Here is an 18370-nt window from a genome sequence, read left to right on the forward strand (position 1 = left end):
CTGCAGGCCCTGGGAGGGGTTATTGGACTTTGGCTTCCAGGGTTTCTTCGCGCGTGAAGCGAAAGCGCGACACGACCACGATCTGGTCGGCCTGGCGCCGCATGGCGGGGTTGAAGGCACCGAAGGGCTGGGCCGATCGGGCGATGGCTTCGGCGCGCCGGTCCAGCGTGCGGTTGCCCGAGCTTTGCACGATCTCGGTGGCCAGCAGCTTGCCTTGGGCGTCGATGGTCAGGGTCATGGTCAGCTCGCCGTAGAGCTTCTGACCGTTCTGTTCCGGAAAGTTCTCGGTGCCCTTGTCCTCGACCTTGTGGCGCAGTTGGTCGTAGTAGGTGGCGTAGACCTCTTCGCGGGTGGCGGGGCTGATGTAGCGCTTTTTGGGGCGCGCGTTTTCTTCGTTCACGCGACGCTCGATCTCGGCCAGCAGCTTGATCAGCTGGCGCCGCTTTTCCTCCTGCGCCGTGTCGGCCCGCTGGGTGGGGTCGCGCGAGGGCTGGGGCGGGGGCAGGGCGGCCAGCTGGCGGTGCACTTCGGTCAGCAGGCGGGCCTGCTGTTGCTCCAGCGCGGCCAACTGACGCTGCGTCTCTTCGAGGGTGTCGCCGAGGCTGTTCTGGGCGGCACTGGGCAGCGGCGATGTGGCCCGGCCCTGGCGCGCCTCGCCCCCGCCGGCCAACGAGGCCTGGGCGATGGCGGTGGCCTTGTCGGGCCGGGCGTTCGACTTGGCGTTGACCAGGATCACCTCCAGCGGGGTGTCCTGGAACACCCGGTTGAAGGCGGTCGGGTCCACAAAGCGCACCGTCAGCAGCACCGCGTGCACGGCCAGCGACACCGCCAGCGTGATCTGCAGCGTGCTCAGGCGACGAAGAGAGGCAAGGGGGCTCACGGGGCCGGATTATCGGGGCGATTCTCTGGGCCCGAGGGCTCTGCTTCATTGACGTCCACGGCGATCGCGATGGGACCGGCCACGGCCTCGTCTTCGCCTTCGTCCTCGTCGGCACCGTCCAGCGGCAGCTCAGCGTCGAGCCGCTCGAGGATGGTGCCGCTGAGGTCGAGCGCGATCTCGTCGATCTCACCGAGCTTGACGCGCACGCGCGCGCCGCGCGGCAGGCCGCTCATGCCGGAGGCGGCCAGCACCAGGGGCAGGGTGTCGGCGCGCACCAGCACGCTGCCATTCGGGCCTTCCTTGAACACCGTGGCGTTCAACTCGGTCAGGCCGTTCTGTTGCACGTACTTGAGCGTCCAGAAGCGCTCCATGCCGGCCTGGTAGCCGTTGTAGGCGCTGTAGGCGGCGTCAAAGCCACTGATGATCGAGAACAGCTCGGCGTCCTTGGGCTTGAACGGGGCGGCCAGCGCGGCGGTCTTGCCGTGGCGCGAGCAGGCAATGATCTGCCACTGGTTGACCAGGTCGGTGTAGCGGCGCAGGGGCGAGGTGCTCCAGGCGTAGGCCTTGACCCCGATGCCCGCGTGCGGCAAGGCCTTGGTGCCCATGCGCACCTTGACGCCAGGGGCCAAGCTGGCCTGGCTGCGGTAGATGCCCGGCACGCCGCAGTCGGCCAGCCACAGGCCCCAGGTGCTGTTGGCCAGGATCATGGCCTCGGCCACGATCAGGTCGAGCGGGGCGCCACGCTGGCGCACGCTGATCTGCACGGTTTCCTGGCCCGTGGGTTCGGCACCGTCGTTGCCGACCAGGCGGAAGTTGTAGTCGGGGCGGTTGAAGGTTTCGGGCTTGCCGCGCACTTCTTCGCGCCGACCCTTGAGCGCCTTGGCCAGGCGGAACAGGAAGGCCATGGTGCGGTGGTCCATGCCGCCGGGCAGGGTGGTCTGTTCGGGGTTGTCGCTTTCGAGCCAGGACTCGGTGACCACGGTGTCGAGTTGGTCGTGGCGCAGGTTGGCGGCCATCGGCACGCGCTCCAGGCGGGTTTCGCTGGTCAGCACCTCGAGGCTGGCCTCGTCAAAGCTCACGTACAGCGACACCGCGGGGCAGGCCCGGCCCTCGGCCAGGGTGTAACGCTGCACCACTTCGTCGGGCAACATGGTGATCTTGTAGCCCGGCATGTAGACGGTGGACAGGCGGTGGCGTGCCACCTGGTCGATCGGCGTGCCGGTGGCCAGGGCCAGGCCCGGGGCCGCGATGTGGATGCCCAGCGTCACGCGGCCGGTGCCCAGGCCCTGCACCGACAGCGCATCGTCGATTTCGGTGGTTTGCGAGTCGTCGATCGAATAGGCCTGCACCTCGGCCAGTGGCAGCTCGTCGGTGATGTCGGGCGCCTGCAGCGACGGGAAGCCCGTGCCCTTGGGGAAGTTGTCGAACAGGAAGCGCTTCCAGTGGAACTGGTAGGCCGAGTCGATGGCGCCGGCGCGGCGCAGCAATTCGAGTGGCGCTGTCTGGGTGGCGCGTGAGGCCTCGACCACCGCCTTGTACTCGGGCGCGTTCTTGTCGGGGCGGAACAGGATTTTGTAGAGCTGCTCGCGGATCGGGGCCGGGCAGTCGCCCTGGCCCAGGGCCGTGGCCCAGTCGGCGATCTGTTGCAACTGCTGCTTTTTCTTCTCGATCGCCAGCAAAGCCTGCTGCACGATTTCGGCCGGGGCCTTTTTGTAGCGGCCCTTGCCGGCGCGGCGGAAGTAATGCGGGGCGTCGTGCAGGCGGAATAGCGCCGCCACCTGCTGGATCTGGGTGGCTTGCTCGCTGAAATAGTCGCGTGCCAGGTCGGCAAAGCCGAAGTCGTCCTCGGGCGCGAACTCCCAGGCCAGCTCCAGCTCGATGCCTTCGGCGGCCGCCTGGGCCTGGGCCATCAGCTCGGCCGGGGCGGGCTTGTCAAACTTCAGCAGCAGGTTGGCGGCCTTGACCTTGACCCGTTTGCCGGATTCCAGTTCCACCTGCAGGGAGCTTTCCGCTTCCGACAGAACGCGTCCGGCCTGAAATTTGCCGGCTTCATCAAACAGTGCATACATGGGCCCGATTGTCCCATCCCCGGGCCCCGGTTGGCGAAGCCGGGTCACCGCAGGGGGGCTTGGCGGGGGCCAAGGGCCTGGCCGGGCACGTCAAACCAGCTGTAAAAAGTCAAACACGGCGTCCAGGTGGTCGGGGAAACTGCTCAGCGCGTGGTCGCCGCCCTCCAGCAAGGTCAGCTGGGCCTGCGGGTAGCGGGCGGTCATCTCGCGCCAGTCCAGCACCTCGTCGCCCTTGGCCACCAGCGCGAACTCGGGCCCTGGGGGGTCTTCGCCCTCCTGCGCCAGTTCGTGCAGTTCGTCGACGTAGCGCGGCTCAAAGTAAAAGCGCATTTCAGGCTGGTGCCAGAAGGGCTGCTCACCGATGTAGCGGGCCAGATCGCGTGCCGGATCGACCGCCGGGTTGATCAGCACGCTGCGACAGCCGGTGTGTCGGGCCACCCACGAGGCATAAAAACCACCCAGCGACGAGCCCATCACCGCCATCGTGTCGTGGGGCCAGAGGCTCAGGCCCTGGCGCAGCAGCTCGACCGCGGCGCGCGGCGACGGCGGCAGCTGCGGGCACCACCAATGCACCTGCGGGTGGCGGCGCTGCACGGCTTCGGCCATCAGGCGGGCCTTGGCCGACTGCGGGGAGGAGCGAAACCCATGCAGGTACAGCAAGTGGGTGGTGGCGGCAGAAGGGGCGGACATGAGGGCTCCTGACAACAGCGGGGCGGTGGGGCGGGTCTGTCCGGAGCCGGCCTGCGCCAGGATCGCCTGAACTGGCTCTAAACTGGCCAGCAGGCCGGTTTCGGCTGGACCGAATTGTTTCACCGGTGCGCCATTTTCCTACTTTCCGACATGCCTGACCCGAGTCCTGTTCCCGTCTCACTGGCCGAGAACGCCTGGTTGCTGCCCCACGACGCGGTGGCCGCGGTGCTGGCCTGGCCGGTGGCCCCGGCACTGGCCGACCAGCCCGAGGAGGAGGGGGTCTTCGCGGCCGGGGTGCTGCTGGCCGAGATGCTCAGCGGCCGGGCCTCGGTGCAGCGCGCCGCCGACTGCTCGCCCGACGGGCTGGAGCGCCGCTACCACGACCTGCCCGAGGACTGGGGCCGCAACATCGACCCGCCGCTGCAGGCCCAGATCAACCGCGCCCTGAGCCTGCAGCCGGCCGACCGCTTTGCCCATGTCGAGGGCTTCAAGGCTGCGTTGTCGGCCTGGGCCGGTTCGGCCGCCGGGCGCACGCTGGAGACCCTGATCACGCGCATGCGCCGCCAGGGCGACTTTCCGGCCCTCTCCAGTGCCATGGGGCGCATCCTCAAAGTGGCCAGCTCCGACGACGACAGCCTGGAGGACCTGACCCGCGAGGTGCTGCAGGATGTGGCCCTGACCCAGCAACTGCTGCGCCTGGTCAACAGCGCGCAGTACGCCCAGGTCAGCGGCATGGTGACCACGGTGTCGCGTGCGGTCGGGCTGGTGGGTTTCAACGGGGTGCGCAACCTTGCCCTGGGCCTGCGCCTGCTGGAGCACATGCCGGACCAGGCGCACGCGGGGCAGCTCAAGGCCCAATTCCTGCGCGCGCTCATGGCCGGTTCGCTGGCGGCCGAGCTGTGCCTGGTGTCGCAGGTGCGCGAGGACGCATTTCTGGGCGCCATGTTCCAGAACCTCGGGCGCTTGCTGACGGGTTTTTACTTTCCGGCCGAGGCGGCCCAGATCGAGCAGGCGGTGGCCGAGGGGCGCTACGCCGGCGGCGAGTCGAGTGCCTTTGCCCAGTGGCTGGGCCTCAGCGACGAGGACTTTGGCACCGGCGTGGCGCGCAGTTGGGGTCTGCCCGCCGACATCCTGTACTGCATGCGGCGCCCGTTTGGCCGGCCGCCCCAGCGCCGTCCGCAACCCACCCGCGACTACCTGCGCTGGCTGGCCGTGGCCGCCAACGACATCACCGCGGCCCTGATTGCGCCTGGCAGCCAGGACATCGCCCAGCGGGTCAAGGCGGTGACCGACCGCTATGCCCGGGTGCTGGGTCTGGCGCCCGAGGACTTTGCCGACGCCGTGGCCCATGCGCAGACCCGGCTCAAGTCCATGGCCGAGGCCATGGGCCTGCCCGCTGCGCCCATCCAGGCCCTGACCCGGCCGGTGGGCGAGTTGCCCGCCACGGCGCCGGCGGGTCTGGGCGCCACGGCGGCACCGCCCCCGTCGCTTTTGCCTTCGCCTGGGTTGCCCACCGCGCGTGTGGCGCCGGCGGGCGAGCCGCCACGCGCGGCCGGCAACGCGCTCGCGGCGCCCGCCGCCGCGCCCCTGTCCACGCCGGTTCAAGTGCCCGTGCAAGTGCCTGTGCAAGTACCCGTTCAGGCGCGGGCCCCGACCGAGCGGGCGCCTGCCCGCCCCGCGGCGGCGGCCCCAAGCCCGGCGCCGGTGTCGGTCAGCGACCCGTCGGAGCCCCCGCCGGTGCCCGCGGGGCTGAGCCCCGCTGCGCCCCTGGCCCGCAGCGATGGCGCGGAGGCGCTGCCCGGGCGGGCCGCCCGCCTGGGCCGCCAGCACGAGGCCATCAAGGCCCTGTTGCAAAGCCTGCAAGGCGAGTCCGCCGCCGCGCTGAGCCTGGCCGACGGCATCAAGCTGACGGTGGCCGGGCTGCAGCAGGCCCTGGGGGCCGAGCGCGTGGTGTTCTGCCTGCGCGAGGCGTCAACCCCGGTGCTGTCGGCGCGCCACGCCGTGGGGCCCGGCATGGCGGGCTTGCAGTCGGCGTTCCGCGTCGACCTGTCCGCCGGCAGCACCGACCTGCTGGCTGCCGCCTGTCACCAGGGGCGGCAGGTGTGGGTGCAGGATGCTGTCGAGCCCACGACGCAGGCCCGTCTGCCGACCTGGTTGCGTGAGCGCTTCCGGCCCGCGGGGTTCTGGCTGCTGCCGCTGGTGCACCGGGACACGGCGTTTGCATTGCTGTATGCCGATGTCGGCCACGCGGCCCGGCTGGTGGTGGACCCGGGCTCGCGCGAGCTGTTGCAGCAACTCGCCACGCTGTTGCTGGCCTTGTTCCGGCAGCGGCAGGCGCGCTGAAGCCCCGTTGGCCAGGGTGGCCATGGGCGGATCGCGGGCTCAGGGCCGATAATTGAGGGATGTCCGCCGTCTTTGAAAAGCCCTCCCTGCGCCAGCGCCTGTTGCCCCTGTTTCAGGGCTTCGACGGCCCCTTGGCCTTTGCCGTCTTCATGCTCGTGTGCGCCGGTCTGCTGACCATGTACTCGTCGGGTTTTGACCACGGCACGCGCTTTGTCGATCACGGCCGCAACATGGTGATCGCGGGCGGCATCCTGTTTGTGGTGGCGCAGATCCCGCCGCAGCGCCTGATGAGCTTTGCCGTGCCGCTGTACCTGACCGGGGTGGCCCTGCTGGTGGCCGTGGCCTTGTTCGGCCTGACCAAAAAGGGCGCGCGGCGCTGGCTCAATTTGGGGGTGGTGATCCAGCCCAGCGAGATCTTGAAGATCGCCATGCCGCTGATGTTGGCCTGGTGGTTCCAACGCCGTGAAGGCCAGTTGCGCCCGCTCGACTTCCTGGTCGCCGGGGGGCTGTTGCTGGTGCCCGTGGGGCTGATCATGAAGCAGCCTGACCTGGGCACCTCCTTGCTGGTGCTGGCCTCGGGCCTGTCGGTGATCTTCTTTGCCGGCCTCAGTTGGCGCTTGATCCTGCCGCCGGTGCTGCTGGGCGTGATCGGCATCAGCCTGCTGGTCTGGTATGAGCCCCAACTGTGTGCCGACGGCGTGCGCTGGCCCGTCTTGCACGACTACCAGCAGCAGCGCATCTGCACCCTGCTGGACCCGAGCCGCGATCCCCTGGGCAAGGGCTTTCACATCATCCAGGGCATGATCGCGATCGGCTCGGGCGGGGTTTTCGGCAAGGGGTTCATGGCCGGCACGCAGACGCACCTGGAGTTCATTCCCGAGCGCACCACCGACTTCATCTTTGCGGCCTTCTCGGAAGAGTTCGGCCTGATCGGCAACCTGCTGCTGATCGTGTCCTTCCTGTTCCTGATCGTGCGCGGGCTGATGATCGCCTTGGACGCGCCGACCTTGTTCGCGCGTTTGCTGGCGGGCGCGATGTCCTGCATTTTCTTCACCTATGCCTTTGTGAACATGGGCATGGTCAGCGGCATCCTGCCTGTGGTGGGCGTGCCCCTGCCATTCATCAGTTACGGGGGCACCGCCATGGTCACGCTGGGCATGGGGCTGGGCATTTTGATGTCGGTGGCGCGTTCCAAGCGCCTGGTGCCGACGTGATGGCCCCCACGGTCGCGCACTGCGTGTCGCTCCCTGCCCCCCGAGGGGGCCCCGGCCGCCTTGGGAGCGGCCCGGCGGCGTCCGGCTGAGGCCCCCACGGTCGCGCACTGCGTGTCGCTCCCTGCCCCCCGAGGGGGCTTCGGCCGCCTTGGGAGCGGCCCGGCGGCGTCCGGCTGAGGCCCCCACGGTCGCGCACGGCGTGTCGTTCCCTGCCACTCGAGGGGGCCCGGCCGTCTTGGGGGGCGGCTCGGTGGCGTCTGGCTGAGGTGCTGCCGGTCGCGCACTGCGGGTTGCTTGGTGCGACCTGAGGGGGCTGGGGCCCCTGGGGCGGCCATGCGCTGGCAGCGGGCATTGGGCGCGGCCTAAAATGGCCGGATGATTTCACGCGAACCCACCCTCGAACGCCTGGCGATCGCCCGGCAATTGCTGCTCGAACCCTTTGGCCTGGACGAAACCCACCTGTCCAAGGCGCTGGCGGAGATCCGGGCCCACCGGGTGGATGACGCGGATCTGTATTTCCAATACACCCGCGCCGAAGGCTGGAGCCTGGAGGAGGGCATCGTCAAGACGGGCTCCTTCAGCATCGACCAAGGCGTGGGGGTGCGGGCGGTCAGTGGTGAGAAGACTGCTTTTGCCTACTCGGACGACATTTCGCTCGAGTCCCTGCTGGATGCCGCCCGCACGGTGCGCACCATCTCGGGTTTGGGTGGGGGCGCCCGAGTCAAGGCGGCCGCGCGCAAGGTGGCGCCCAGCCGCGCGCTGTACCCGGGGCTGGACCCGATTGCCACCATGGACAGCACCGCCAAGGTGCGCCTGCTCGAGAAGGTCGAGCAACTGGCCCGCGCCCGCGACCCGCGTGTGGTGCAGGTCATGGCCGGCCTGGCCGGTGAATACGATGTGGTGCTGGTGGCCCGCGCCGACGGGACTCTGGCCGCCGATGTGCGCCCCCTGGTGCGCCTGTCGGTCACCGTGATCGCCGAACAGGGGGGCCGCCGCGAGGTGGGCACCGGTGGCGGGGGGGGGCGATTTGGCCTGGCGTATTTCGACGACGCCGTGATCGAGGGCTATGTCAGCGACGCGGTCAAGGCCGCGCTGACCAACCTCGAGTCGCGTCCGGCTCCCGCGGGTGAACTCACCGTGGTGCTGGGCCCGGGCTGGCCGGGCGTCCTGCTGCACGAAGCCATCGGCCACGGGCTGGAAGGGGACTTCAACCGCAAGGGCTCGAGCGCTTTCAGCGGCCGCATTGGTCAGCGCGTGGCGGCCAAGGGCGTCACGGTGCTCGACGACGGCACCCTGGCAGACCGCCGCGGCTCGCTCAATGTGGACGACGAGGGCCATGCCAGCCAGCGCAATGTGCTGATCGAGGACGGCATCCTCAAGGGCTACATCCAGGACTCGATGAACGCTCGCCTGATGGGCGTCAAGCCCACGGGCAACGGCCGCCGCGAAAGCTATGCCCATGTGCCGATGCCGCGCATGACCAACACCTACATGCTGGGCGGTGACAAGTCACCCGAAGAGATCGTGGCCAGCATCAAGAAGGGCCTGTACGCGACCAACTTCGGTGGCGGTCAGGTGGACATCACCTCGGGCAAGTTTGTGTTCTCGGCCAGCGAGGCCTTCTGGGTCGAAAACGGCCAGATCCAATACCCCGTCAAGGGCGCGACCCTGGTCGGCAACGGCCCCGACGCGCTGACTCGCGTCACCATGATCGGCAACGACATGCGACTCGACAGCGGCGTGGGCACTTGCGGCAAGGAAGGCCAGAGCGTGCCGGTGGGCGTGGGCCAGCCCACCTTGCGCATCGACGGCATGACGGTCGGCGGCACCGCCTGACCGGACCGAGGGGGCGTCCTCCGCGCCACCACCATGGGCCTGCGTCGTGGCGGACCCGTGCCGCAGGGGCCTGGAGCTTGGTGGCGAACCGCTTGGTGACCCTGCGGCTCGCCCAGGGTTGTCGGGCTGTTGGGCCGTTAGAGGGGCGACACCTCCAATCTACCAGGTGAGCCGTTTCAGGCCGGCCGCCTGGCACTTCACCGATGGGCCGCGACTGCCCGTGAGCGCCTTGTCAGTGCGGTGGCAGCTTCTGCACTCATTTTGTACTAACTGGTTCGAACTTGTATGCTCTTTGCCACAAGCGAAGGGCAGGGCTTGTGCGCGTCTGGCGCTGTGCTAAATTGCTTGGCATGTCGCTGCGTTCCGCTTTTTACTTTTACTTTTGGTTCTCTGTCCAAGGCGGACGAGAGGCGAACGCATAAGCGCACGAACACCCTCCCAAGAACCGCCGAAGCTGAAGAGCCCGGCGGTTTTTTTATGCCCATTTCAAACCGCTTTCCAATTCACAGGAGCCCCAGATGAAGAAGCCCGCCGCCCCCGCCAGCGATGCCTGGTACGCGAACGTCGAAAAAACCAGCCAGACCGACGACGAACGCATCAAGGACATCACCGTGCTCCCGCCCCCCGAACATCTGATCCGCTTCTTCCCAATCCACGGGACGCCTGTGGAGTCGCTGATCACCCAGACCCGCCGCAACATCCACAACATCATGGCGGCCAAAGATGACCGCCTGCTGGTGGTGATTGGCCCCTGCTCCATCCACGACCCGGTGGCCGCGGTGGAGTACGCGCGCCGCCTCAAGGCCGCCCGCGAGCAGTACGCCGGTACGCTGGAAATCGTGATGCGCGTCTATTTCGAGAAGCCGCGCACCACCGTCGGCTGGAAGGGCCTGATCAACGACCCCTACCTCGACGAAAGCTACCGCATCGACGAGGGCCTGCGCATCGCGCGCCAACTGCTGATTGAAATCAACCGCATGGGCCTGCCCGCGGGCAGCGAGTTCCTCGACGTGATCTCGCCCCAGTACATCGGTGACCTGATCAGCTGGGGGGCCATCGGGGCCCGCACCACCGAAAGTCAGGTGCACCGCGAACTGGCCTCGGGCATTTCGGCCCCGATCGGCTTCAAGAACGGCACCGATGGCAACATCCGCATCGCCACCGACGCCATCCAGGCGGCTGCCCGTGGCCACCATTTCCTGTCGGTGCACAAGAATGGCCAGGTTGCCATCGTTCAGACCCAGGGCAACAAGGACTGCCACGTCATCCTGCGCGGCGGCAAGACCCCGAACTACGACGCGGCCAGCGTCAGCGCGGCGTGTGCCGAACTGGCTGCCGCCAAGCTGCCGGCCACGCTGATGGTGGACTGCAGCCACGCCAACAGCAGCAAGCAGCACCAGCGTCAGATCGATGTCGCGAAGGACATCGCCGCCCAGGTCGCTGGTGGTTCGCACCAGGTGTTTGGCTTGATGGTGGAAAGCCACCTCACGGCTGGGGCGCAGAAGTTCACGCCGGGCAAGGACGATGTGCAAGCCCTGGCTTACGGCCAGAGCATCACTGACGCTTGCCTGGGCTGGGACGATTCGGCCGATGTGTTGGCCGTGCTGTCGGACGCCGTCAAGGCGCGTCGCGCGCTCAAGGCCTGAGCCTGGGCTGAGCCCCCGGGAAGGTCAAAGCCCCCGGGGGATGCGGCTGGCCTGAGCGGCCAGCGCGGGGTTTTTCGACGGCGGCCAACAGGGGCCGGCCGTCGCATCGGTGGGGTCAGGGCACGCTGGCGCGCAAGGCGTCCAGCAACCGGCCATGCACGCCGCCAAAGCCCCCGTTGCTCATGCACACCACCTGGTCGCCGGGTTGGGCCACGGCACAGACCTGTTGCACCAGGGTGGCAATGTCCGGTGCGGTGCGGGCCTTGTCTTGCAAGGGCGCCAGCGCCTCCGCGGCGTCCCAATCCAGGCCCCCGGTATGGCAGAAGGCCAGGTCCGCACTGGCCAGCGACCAGGGCAGCTGTGACTTCATGGTGCCCAGCTTCATGGTGTTGCTGCGCGGCTCAAACACCGCCAGGATGCGGCCGCCGCCAGAGCCCAGGCGCTGGCGCAGGCCGTCCAGCGTGGTGCGGATCGCCGTCGGGTGGTGGGCAAAGTCGTCGTACACCGTGACCCCATGGGCCTGCCCCCGGATCTCCATGCGCCGCTTGACGTTCTCGAAACTGCTCAGGGCCTGGATGGCCAGGTCTGGCGCCACGCCCAGGTGGTCGGCCGCGGCGATGGCCGCCAGCGCGTTGAGCTGGTTGTGCACCCCTGTCAGTGACCACTTGAGGCGGCCCATGGCCTGGCCGTGGCGCAGCACCTGAAAGTCGTGTGCTTCGCCCTCGGCTGAAAAGTCGCTCACCGTGCTGCCAAAACTGCGTTGCTCGCTCCAGCAGCCCTGGGCCAGCACGCGGGTCAGGCTGTCTTCGAGGCCGTTGTAAACCACCCGGCCCGAGGCGGGCACGGTGCGCAGCAGGTGGTGAAACTGGCGTTCGATGGCAGCCAGGTTGTCAAAAATGTCCGCGTGGTCGAATTCCAGGTTGTTCAGCACGGCCGTGCGTGGGCGGTAATGGACAAACTTGCTGCGCTTGTCAAAGAAGGCGGTGTCGTACTCGTCGGCTTCGATCACGAAGGCACGGCCCTGGCCCAGTCGGGCCGAGACCCCAAAGTTCAGGGGCACGCCGCCGACCAGAAAGCCCGGCTCCAGGCCGGCCTGGTCCAACACCCAGCTCAGCATCGAGGTGGTGGTGGTCTTGCCGTGGGTGCCGGCGACGGCCAGCACATGCCGGCCTTGCAGCAGGTGCTCGGCCAGCCACTGCGGGCCGCTGGTGTAGCGGGCGCCGCTGTCGAGGATGGCCTCCATCAGCGGGAACTTGGGGCTGCCATCGCTGAGCCGGGCCCGACTGACCACATTGCCGACCACAAAAACATCGGGCTTCAAGGCCAGCTGACCCGCGTCAAAGCCTTCGATCAGGTCAATGCCCAGGGCCCGCAGCTGGTCGCTCATGGGGGGGTAGACCCCCATGTCACAGCCGGTGACCCGGTGTCCGGCCTCTCGGGCCAGGGCGGCCAAGCCGCCCATGAAGGTGCCGCAAATACCCAGAATGTGAATGTGCATGAACCCGATTTTACGTGGGGTCATGGGCTGGAGGGCGCGCTTGACCGTGGCGACGGGCTCGCAAGCTATCAAAGTCGTAGCGCGCCAGTCGGGTCCGTGAAAAAGCGGAAAATGCCGGCTCAAGCACCCTGGCGGTCCGCCGCCGATCGGAATTCACGCCATGCGCATCGACAGTCTTCAGGAAGAAATCGCGGCCACGGCCGCCCGGCTGGTGGTCGAGGAGGGCCTGGAGTACGGTAGCGCCAAGCGCCGTGCCCTCAAGCAACTGGGCCTGTCGGCCCGCACCGCCTTGCCCGACAACCACTTGGTCGAAGCCTCGGTGCGCGAGTACATCGACCTGTTCTGCGCCGACACCCAGCCCGCCGAGTTGCGGGCCCTGCGCGAAACCGCCTTGCTGTGGATGCAGCGCCTGGCGGACTTCCGGCCCCACCTCACCGGTGCGGTCTGGCACGGCACCGCAACCCGGCTGTCGGACATCTACATCCAGCTGTTCTGTGATGACCCCAAATCGGCCGAGATCGCGCTGATTGATCACCATGTCGACTATGAGCCCCAGACCGTGACTGGTTTCCGGGGCGAGCCCGTGGACGCGCTGTCCCTGTCCACCCCCTGCCGCGGACTGGGCGAGGAGGTGGGGGTGCACCTGATGATTTACGACCACGACGACCTGCGCGGTGCGCTGGTCCCCGATGCCCAGGGGCGCGTGCCCCGGGGCAGTTTGCCCGCTTTGCAGCACCTGCTTCAGGAGGACGCCGCGTGACGACCCCGACCCCTCATACGACACCTCATACGACACCCCAGGCGACTTCTTCCGCCACGGCCCCGCCTGCGTCCACGCTGGCCGTGCCACCGACCCCGAGTGCCGGGCGGCGGCGCTGGCTGGGCGCTGGGGTGGCGGGTCTGGCCGCGGCCGCTGGCATGGGCCTGGCCTGGTGGCGCTACACCCCGCGTGGCGATGCCACCCTGACGCCGGAGCAGGCCCGGGCCTTGTGGGCGCTGAAGTTCGAGCGTCCCGGGGGCGGCGAGTTGGCGCTGGCCGATTTCAAGGGCAAACCGCTGCTGATCAACTTCTGGGCCACCTGGTGTCCCCCCTGCGTGGAGGAGCTGCCGCTGCTGGATCGCTTTCAGCGCGACCAATCCGCTAAAAGCTGGCAAGTTCTGGGATTGGCCATCGATCAGCCGAGTTCTGTGCTGCGTTTCCTGGGCAAGACACCGGTCAGTTTCCCGGTCGGACTCGCCGGTCTGGAGGGTTCGGAACTCAGCCGGACGCTGGGCAATGAGACTGGGGGTTTGCCCTTTACCGTGGTGTTCGCCGAGGATGGGCGTGTAATACAGCGTAAAATGGGGCAGATCACGCCCCAGGACCTGGCGCTGTGGTCCCGCTCCGGCTGAGGCCGGGGCCCTCCCTGTCCCCTTGTCACAAGGGGCGTCTGTCCTGCTGATGCCTGCCTGCCGTTGATGCAGAAGGGCATTGGCTTTGACTTATTTTTATCTGCTGATTGCGGTTTTTGGCGTGCGTTTGAAGTAAATTCGCGCCTGTTATCGTTTTAGCTGTTGGAGCCCTCATGGATCTGCGAAAACTCAAGACCCTGATTGATTTGGTGTCTGAATCCAATGTGTCAGAACTCGAAATCACCGAAGCCGAAGGCAAGGTGCGCATCGTCAAAGGGGGCGGGGCCGTGGTTCAGCAACTGGTCGCCGCGCCCGTGGTGAGCGCCGCCCCTGTCGCCGCCGCCCCTGCCGCTGCCGCCGCGCCGGCTGTGGCCGCCGCCCCGGCCGCCGCTGCGGGCCATGTGGTCAAGTCGCCGATGGTGGGCACTTTCTACCGCGCCTCCAGCCCGGGGGCCAAGCCCTTCGTTGAAGTGGGCAGCCAGATCAAGGAAGGCGAGACCATCTGCATCATCGAAGCGATGAAGATCCTCAACGAAATCGAAGCCGACAAGTCCGGCACGGTGACCCAGATCCTGGGCGAAAACGGCCAAGCCGTCGAATACGGCCAACCGCTGTTCATCATCGAATGATTGGCAGCCCGGCAGGGGCCGCCGTGATCCGGTGCCGCTTGGGCGGCGCCGGAGTCGGTCGGCGCCGCTGCCGCGGCAACCTTTGAAAGTGCACGCCTTGCGTGCGGGGCCTTGCTGCCCCGGGAGCACTGATGTTTAAGAAAATCCTGATCGCCAACCGCGGCGAAATCGCCCTCCGCATTCAGCGGGCCTGCCGTGAACTGGGTGTCAAGGCGGTGATGGTGTATTCCGAAGCCGACCGCGATGCCAAGTACGTCAAGCTGGCCGAAGAAGCGGTCTGCATTGGCCCCGCGGCGTCGGGCCAGAGCTACCTCAACATGCCCGCCATCATCTCGGCGGCCGAGGTCACCGATGCCGAGGCCATTCACCCGGGCTATGGCTTCCTGAGCGAGAACGCCGACTTCGCCGAGCGCGTTGAAAAGAGCGGCTTCCAGTTCATCGGCCCCACGCCCGAGTCGATCCGCATCATGGGCGACAAGGTCTCGGCCAAGCAGGCCATGATCCGTGCCGGTGTGCCCTGCGTGCCGGGCTCGGAGGGGGAGCTGCCCGACGATCCAGTCCAGATCCGCCGCATTGCCAAGAGCATCGGTTACCCGGTGATCATCAAGGCCGCCGGGGGCGGCGGTGGTCGCGGCATGCGCGTGGTGCACACCGAAGCGGCGCTGATCAATGCGGTGCAGATGACCAAGGCCGAAGCCGGGGCTGCGTTTGGCAACCCCGCGGTCTACATGGAAAAGTTCCTGCAGAACCCGCGCCACATCGAGATCCAGATCCTCGCCGACAAGCACCGCAACGCGGTCTACCTGGGCGAGCGCGACTGCTCGATGCAGCGTCGCCACCAGAAGGTGATCGAGGAAGCTCCGGCCCCGGGCATTCCGCGCAAGCTGATCGAGAAGATTGGCGAGCGTTGCACGGCGGCTTGCAAGAAGATCGGCTACCGCGGCGCAGGCACCTTCGAGTTCCTGTACGAGAACGGCGAGTTCTACTTCATTGAAATGAACACCCGCGTGCAGGTGGAGCACCCGGTGACCGAGCTGATCACCGGTGTCGACATCGTGAAGACCCAGATCATGGTCGCCGCCGGCGAGAAGCTGCCGTTCACGCAGCGCCAGATCGAGATCCGTGGTCACGCCATCGAATGCCGTGTGAACGCCGAAGACCCGTACAAGTTTGTGCCGTCGCCGGGCCGCATCACCATGTGGCACGCCCCGGGTGGCCCCGGGGTGCGCGTGGATTCGCACGTCTACACCAACTACTTCGTGCCGCCGAACTACGACTCGATGATTGGCAAGATCATCGTGCACGGTGACACCCGCGAACAGGCCCTGGCCCGCATGCGCACCGCGCTGCTCGAGACCGTGGTCGAAGGCATCAACACCAACATCCCGCTGCACCGCGAGCTGATGGTGGACGCCAAGTTCATGGCCGGTGGCACCAACATCCATTACCTTGAGGAGTGGCTGAGCCACCACAAGCGTTGAGCGGCCTGGGCGCCCCGTCCTGTGGACGGTGGCGCCTGCGGCAGCCTGTGCCCTCAAACTCCCAACCCCAGGAACGCCATGTTTGAACTCCGGCTGCTGTGCCCCGAAGACCATGTTGAAACCCTGAGCGATGCGCTCGACGCACTGGACGCGCTGAGCGTCAGTGTCGAAGACGCCGACGCCCAGACCGATGCCGAACAAGCGCTGTTCGGCGAGCCCGGCATGCCGCCCCCGAAAGAGGGCTGGCAGCGTTCGCGCATCATCGCGCTGTTCCCGGATGAAGCCGCCGCCAATGAAGCGGCGCAACTGCTGCAACTGCAGGACTTTTTTGCCGACTGCCGCCTGCTGGGCGTGGCCAGCGTGCCCGATGAAGACTGGGTGCGCCTCACGCAATCGCAGTTTGCGCCGGTCGAGATCACGCCCGAATTCTGGATCGTGCCCACCTGGCACGAGCCGCCCGAACAGGCCCGCGAGGTGATCCGTCTCGACCCCGGGCTGGCCTTTGGCACCGGCACCCACCCCACCACCCGCATGTGCCTGCGCTGGATTGCCCGTCGCCCGGCCACGGCCCCGCTGGGCCGGGTGCTGGACTATGGCTGCGGTTCGGGCATCCTGGCCATCGGGGCGGCCAAGCATGGCGCGCTCGACATCGACGCGGTGGACATCGACGAGGCTGCGGTGCAATCCACCGTGCTCAACGCCGAGGCCAACCGGGTCAGCCTGAAGGCGGGTCTGCCTGATCGCGCCCAAGGCACCTACAACACCGTGCTGGCCAACATCCTGGCCACGCCGCTCAAGGTGCTGGCGCCGCTGCTGTGCGCCCACGTGGCCGAGGGCGGCGCCCTGGTGCTGGCGGGCATTCTGGAGCGTCAGGCCGATGAACTCAAAGAAGCCTACGCCCCCTGGATCCAGCTCTCGGTGGCCGACACCGAAGACGGCTGGATTCTGATGACCGCCCAGCGCTGATCAGCCTCATGCCCGGCGTTGCGGGCCGGGCGTGACAAGCGCATGGGCCCCTCTACAATCGGGCCCATCCATGAGCCTCATCACACGTTGCCCAGCCTGCGCCACCACCTTCAAGGTGGTCCCGGACCAATTGAGGATTTCCGATGGTTGGGTGCGCTGCGGTCAGTGCACCGAGGTCTTTGACGCCCCCGCCAACCTGTTGCCCGACCCCCAGGCCCCCGGCGCGGCAAGCCCGGCACCGACGGCGGCACCCCCAACGCCGCGGGTGGAACCGCCCGCGTTTTTGAAGCCCCCGTCGACGGCGGCGGTACCGGCCCCAGCGCCGCCCCCGGGCGCTGCGCTGCGCCGGCCGGTCAGCCCGCCCCCACCGGCGCCCACCCCCGTGTCGGCCCCGGCCGCCTTGGCCCCGGGCCCGCGCGCTGCCGCGCCGCCGCTGGGTCAGTACGCGGCCGAGCAACGCCGGGCGCAGGCGGCCTGGTCGCCCGCCTTGCCTGAGCGCCTGCCGACCTCGCCCGTCACCGACCCCGCGCCCAGCAGCGCCACCAAGCCACCTTCGGCCGATGAGCTGCTGGCCGAGCAACTGGCCCGCCTCGACCTGAACCTGAGCCTGCCGCCGTCGGCGGGCGAGTCGGCCACGCCCGATGACTTGAGTGCGCTGGACGACATTTTTGACGTCGTGCCCGAGCGCGACCTGGACCTGCCCGCCTTTGTCCCGGTGCCCGACAGCCTGGCGCCGGCAGCGGCTCGCGTGCAGCCCCAGGGCGACCGCTTTCCGGTGTTGTCGGTGCCCGAGCTGAACCTGCCCGGCCAGCCCGAGCCGGCCCGCCCGCCCGCCACCGGGGTGACGCTGGGTGCGCTGCAGTTCCCGGGCGACCCGGCCGAGCCGGCGCCCGCTGCCGGGGGCGCGGCTTCGGTTGCGACCCCGCGCGCCGAGGGCGCTGCACCCGGCGTGGCCGCGGTGCCGCCCAAGGCCCCCGACCCCCTGGATGCAGGCGCCTGGGACCGGCCCCTGCCCCCCGACGAAGTCTCCCCCAGCCTGTTGTCCGAGTCGCAGGCCGGCGAGGCCCCGGGCGACCTGTCTGCCCAGTGGGCGGCCGAGTCCGTGGCCACGGCAGCACCGCCCCTGGCCAGCGAAGCGCCGCCGCCCGCGGCCCCGCGCAGCGCGCAGGACGAGGTGGACGCCTATGGGCGCCCCGAGTTGCAGCAGTTGCAGTTTTTGAAGCGCGCGCGCCATGCCGCGTTCTGGCGTCAGACCTGGGTCCGGGTCAGCCTGGTGGCGCTGTGCCTGTTGGCCAGTGCCGGGCTGGCGCTGCAAGTGGTGTGGCACGAGCGCGACCGGCTGGCCGCCACCGAGCCGCTGCTCAAACCCTGGCTGCAGACCCTGTGCCAAAGCCTGGGTTGTGAACTGGCTCCTTTGCGCCGCATCGAGCCGTGGTTGATCGAGAGTTCGTCCTTCAACAAGACGCGCGGCGAGAACTACCAGTTCGCCCTGACCGTGCACAACACGGGGCCCTTGGCGCTGGCCATGCCGGCGGCCGAATTGACCTTGACCGACGCCCAGGATCAGGCGGTGCTGCGCCGCGTGTTCCGTGCCGAGGAACTGGGGGCCCCAGCCAGCCTGGCTGCAGGGGCTGAATGGACGGCCAACCTGCCAGTCAGCGTCGCGGGGGCGGCGGGTCTGCGCATTGCCGGTTACCGCGTGATGGTTTTTTATCCCTGATTTTTT

General features: G+C 68.1%; 14 protein-coding genes and 1 pseudogene. 11 read left to right on the forward strand and 4 right to left on the reverse strand.

The features are described from left to right. Window positions 1–19 precede the first annotated feature (19 nt). The 3 genes from PSQ40_RS15705 to PSQ40_RS15715 all read right to left on the reverse strand — a co-directional run bounded on the left by PSQ40_RS15705 (window position 20) and on the right by PSQ40_RS15715 (window position 3639). A complete protein-coding gene (locus tag PSQ40_RS15705; protein ID WP_273952730.1) occupies window positions 20–880 on the reverse strand; it encodes a TonB family protein in 861 nt (286 codons plus the stop codon). Next, window positions 877–2949 (reverse strand): ribonuclease catalytic domain-containing protein, encoded by a 2073-nt coding sequence (locus tag PSQ40_RS15710; RefSeq protein WP_273952731.1) that lies wholly within the window; start codon window positions 2947–2949, stop codon window positions 877–879. The genes PSQ40_RS15705 and PSQ40_RS15710 overlap by 4 nt, the downstream gene beginning before the upstream one ends. Before the next feature lie 90 nt (window positions 2950–3039). Continuing rightward, window positions 3040–3639 (reverse strand): YqiA/YcfP family alpha/beta fold hydrolase, encoded by a 600-nt coding sequence (locus PSQ40_RS15715; RefSeq protein WP_273952732.1) that lies wholly within the window; start codon window positions 3637–3639, stop codon window positions 3040–3042. A 150-nt stretch (window positions 3640–3789) separates the two neighbouring features. Here PSQ40_RS15715 and PSQ40_RS15720 point away from each other — a divergent pair, with 150 nt between their 5' ends. The 4 genes from PSQ40_RS15720 (at window position 3790) to PSQ40_RS15735 (ending at window position 10678) form a co-directional block, all read left to right on the forward strand. Then, complete coding sequence (locus tag PSQ40_RS15720) at window positions 3790–5982, forward strand: HDOD domain-containing protein (RefSeq protein ID WP_273952734.1); 2193 nt, start codon at window positions 3790–3792, stop codon at window positions 5980–5982. A gap of 59 nt (window positions 5983–6041) precedes the next feature. Then, entirely contained in the window at window positions 6042–7196 is a 1155-nt protein-coding gene (gene rodA, locus PSQ40_RS15725; RefSeq protein ID WP_273952736.1) for a rod shape-determining protein RodA, read from the forward strand. Between the two features lie 375 nt (window positions 7197–7571). Then, window positions 7572–9032: a metalloprotease TldD gene (tldD, locus tag PSQ40_RS15730; RefSeq protein WP_273952737.1), complete on the forward strand. Its 1461-nt coding sequence runs from the start codon at window positions 7572–7574 to the stop codon at window positions 9030–9032. A gap of 518 nt (window positions 9033–9550) precedes the next feature. Then, entirely contained in the window at window positions 9551–10678 is a 1128-nt protein-coding gene (locus PSQ40_RS15735; protein ID WP_273952738.1) for a 3-deoxy-7-phosphoheptulonate synthase, read from the forward strand. A 115-nt stretch (window positions 10679–10793) separates the two neighbouring features. Here the strand turns inward: PSQ40_RS15735 and mpl are convergent, their stop codons facing one another. Beyond that, complete coding sequence (gene mpl, locus PSQ40_RS15740; protein WP_273952740.1) at window positions 10794–12176, reverse strand: UDP-N-acetylmuramate:L-alanyl-gamma-D-glutamyl-meso-diaminopimelate ligase; 1383 nt, start codon at window positions 12174–12176, stop codon at window positions 10794–10796. A 160-nt stretch (window positions 12177–12336) separates the two neighbouring features. Between mpl and PSQ40_RS15745 the strand changes: the two genes are divergently transcribed. The 7 genes and pseudogenes from PSQ40_RS15745 (at window position 12337) to PSQ40_RS15770 (ending at window position 18364) form a co-directional block, all read left to right on the forward strand. Then, window positions 12337–12936: a hypothetical protein gene (locus PSQ40_RS15745; RefSeq protein ID WP_273952741.1), complete on the forward strand. Its 600-nt coding sequence runs from the start codon at window positions 12337–12339 to the stop codon at window positions 12934–12936. Beyond that, window positions 12933–13568, forward strand: a complete 636-nt coding sequence (locus tag PSQ40_RS15750) for a TlpA family protein disulfide reductase (RefSeq protein WP_409338602.1) — start codon at window positions 12933–12935, stop codon at window positions 13566–13568. The genes PSQ40_RS15745 and PSQ40_RS15750 overlap by 4 nt, the downstream gene beginning before the upstream one ends. A 173-nt stretch (window positions 13569–13741) precedes the next feature. Then, window positions 13742–14197 (forward strand): acetyl-CoA carboxylase biotin carboxyl carrier protein, encoded by a 456-nt coding sequence (gene accB / locus PSQ40_RS15755; RefSeq protein WP_273952743.1) that lies wholly within the window; start codon window positions 13742–13744, stop codon window positions 14195–14197. A 131-nt stretch (window positions 14198–14328) separates the two neighbouring features. Then, window positions 14329–15678, forward strand: coding sequence for an acetyl-CoA carboxylase biotin carboxylase subunit (gene accC / locus PSQ40_RS15760; protein WP_273952744.1), 1350 nt, complete (start codon window positions 14329–14331; stop codon window positions 15676–15678). A gap of 78 nt (window positions 15679–15756) precedes the next feature. Beyond that, window positions 15757–16644, forward strand: coding sequence for a 50S ribosomal protein L11 methyltransferase (gene prmA / locus PSQ40_RS15765; protein ID WP_273952745.1), 888 nt, complete (start codon window positions 15757–15759; stop codon window positions 16642–16644). A gap of 70 nt (window positions 16645–16714) precedes the next feature. Beyond that, a pseudogene (locus PSQ40_RS21380) lies at window positions 16715–16819 on the forward strand (zinc-ribbon domain-containing protein); the annotation flags it as partial. 207 nt (window positions 16820–17026) lie between these two features. Continuing rightward, a complete protein-coding gene (locus PSQ40_RS15770; RefSeq protein ID WP_273952747.1) occupies window positions 17027–18364 on the forward strand; it encodes a DUF3426 domain-containing protein in 1338 nt (445 codons plus the stop codon). Window positions 18365–18370 lie beyond the last annotated feature (6 nt).

This window comes from Curvibacter cyanobacteriorum (assembly GCF_028649475.1).
GTDB lineage: Bacteria > Pseudomonadota > Gammaproteobacteria > Burkholderiales > Burkholderiaceae_C > Curvibacter > Curvibacter cyanobacteriorum.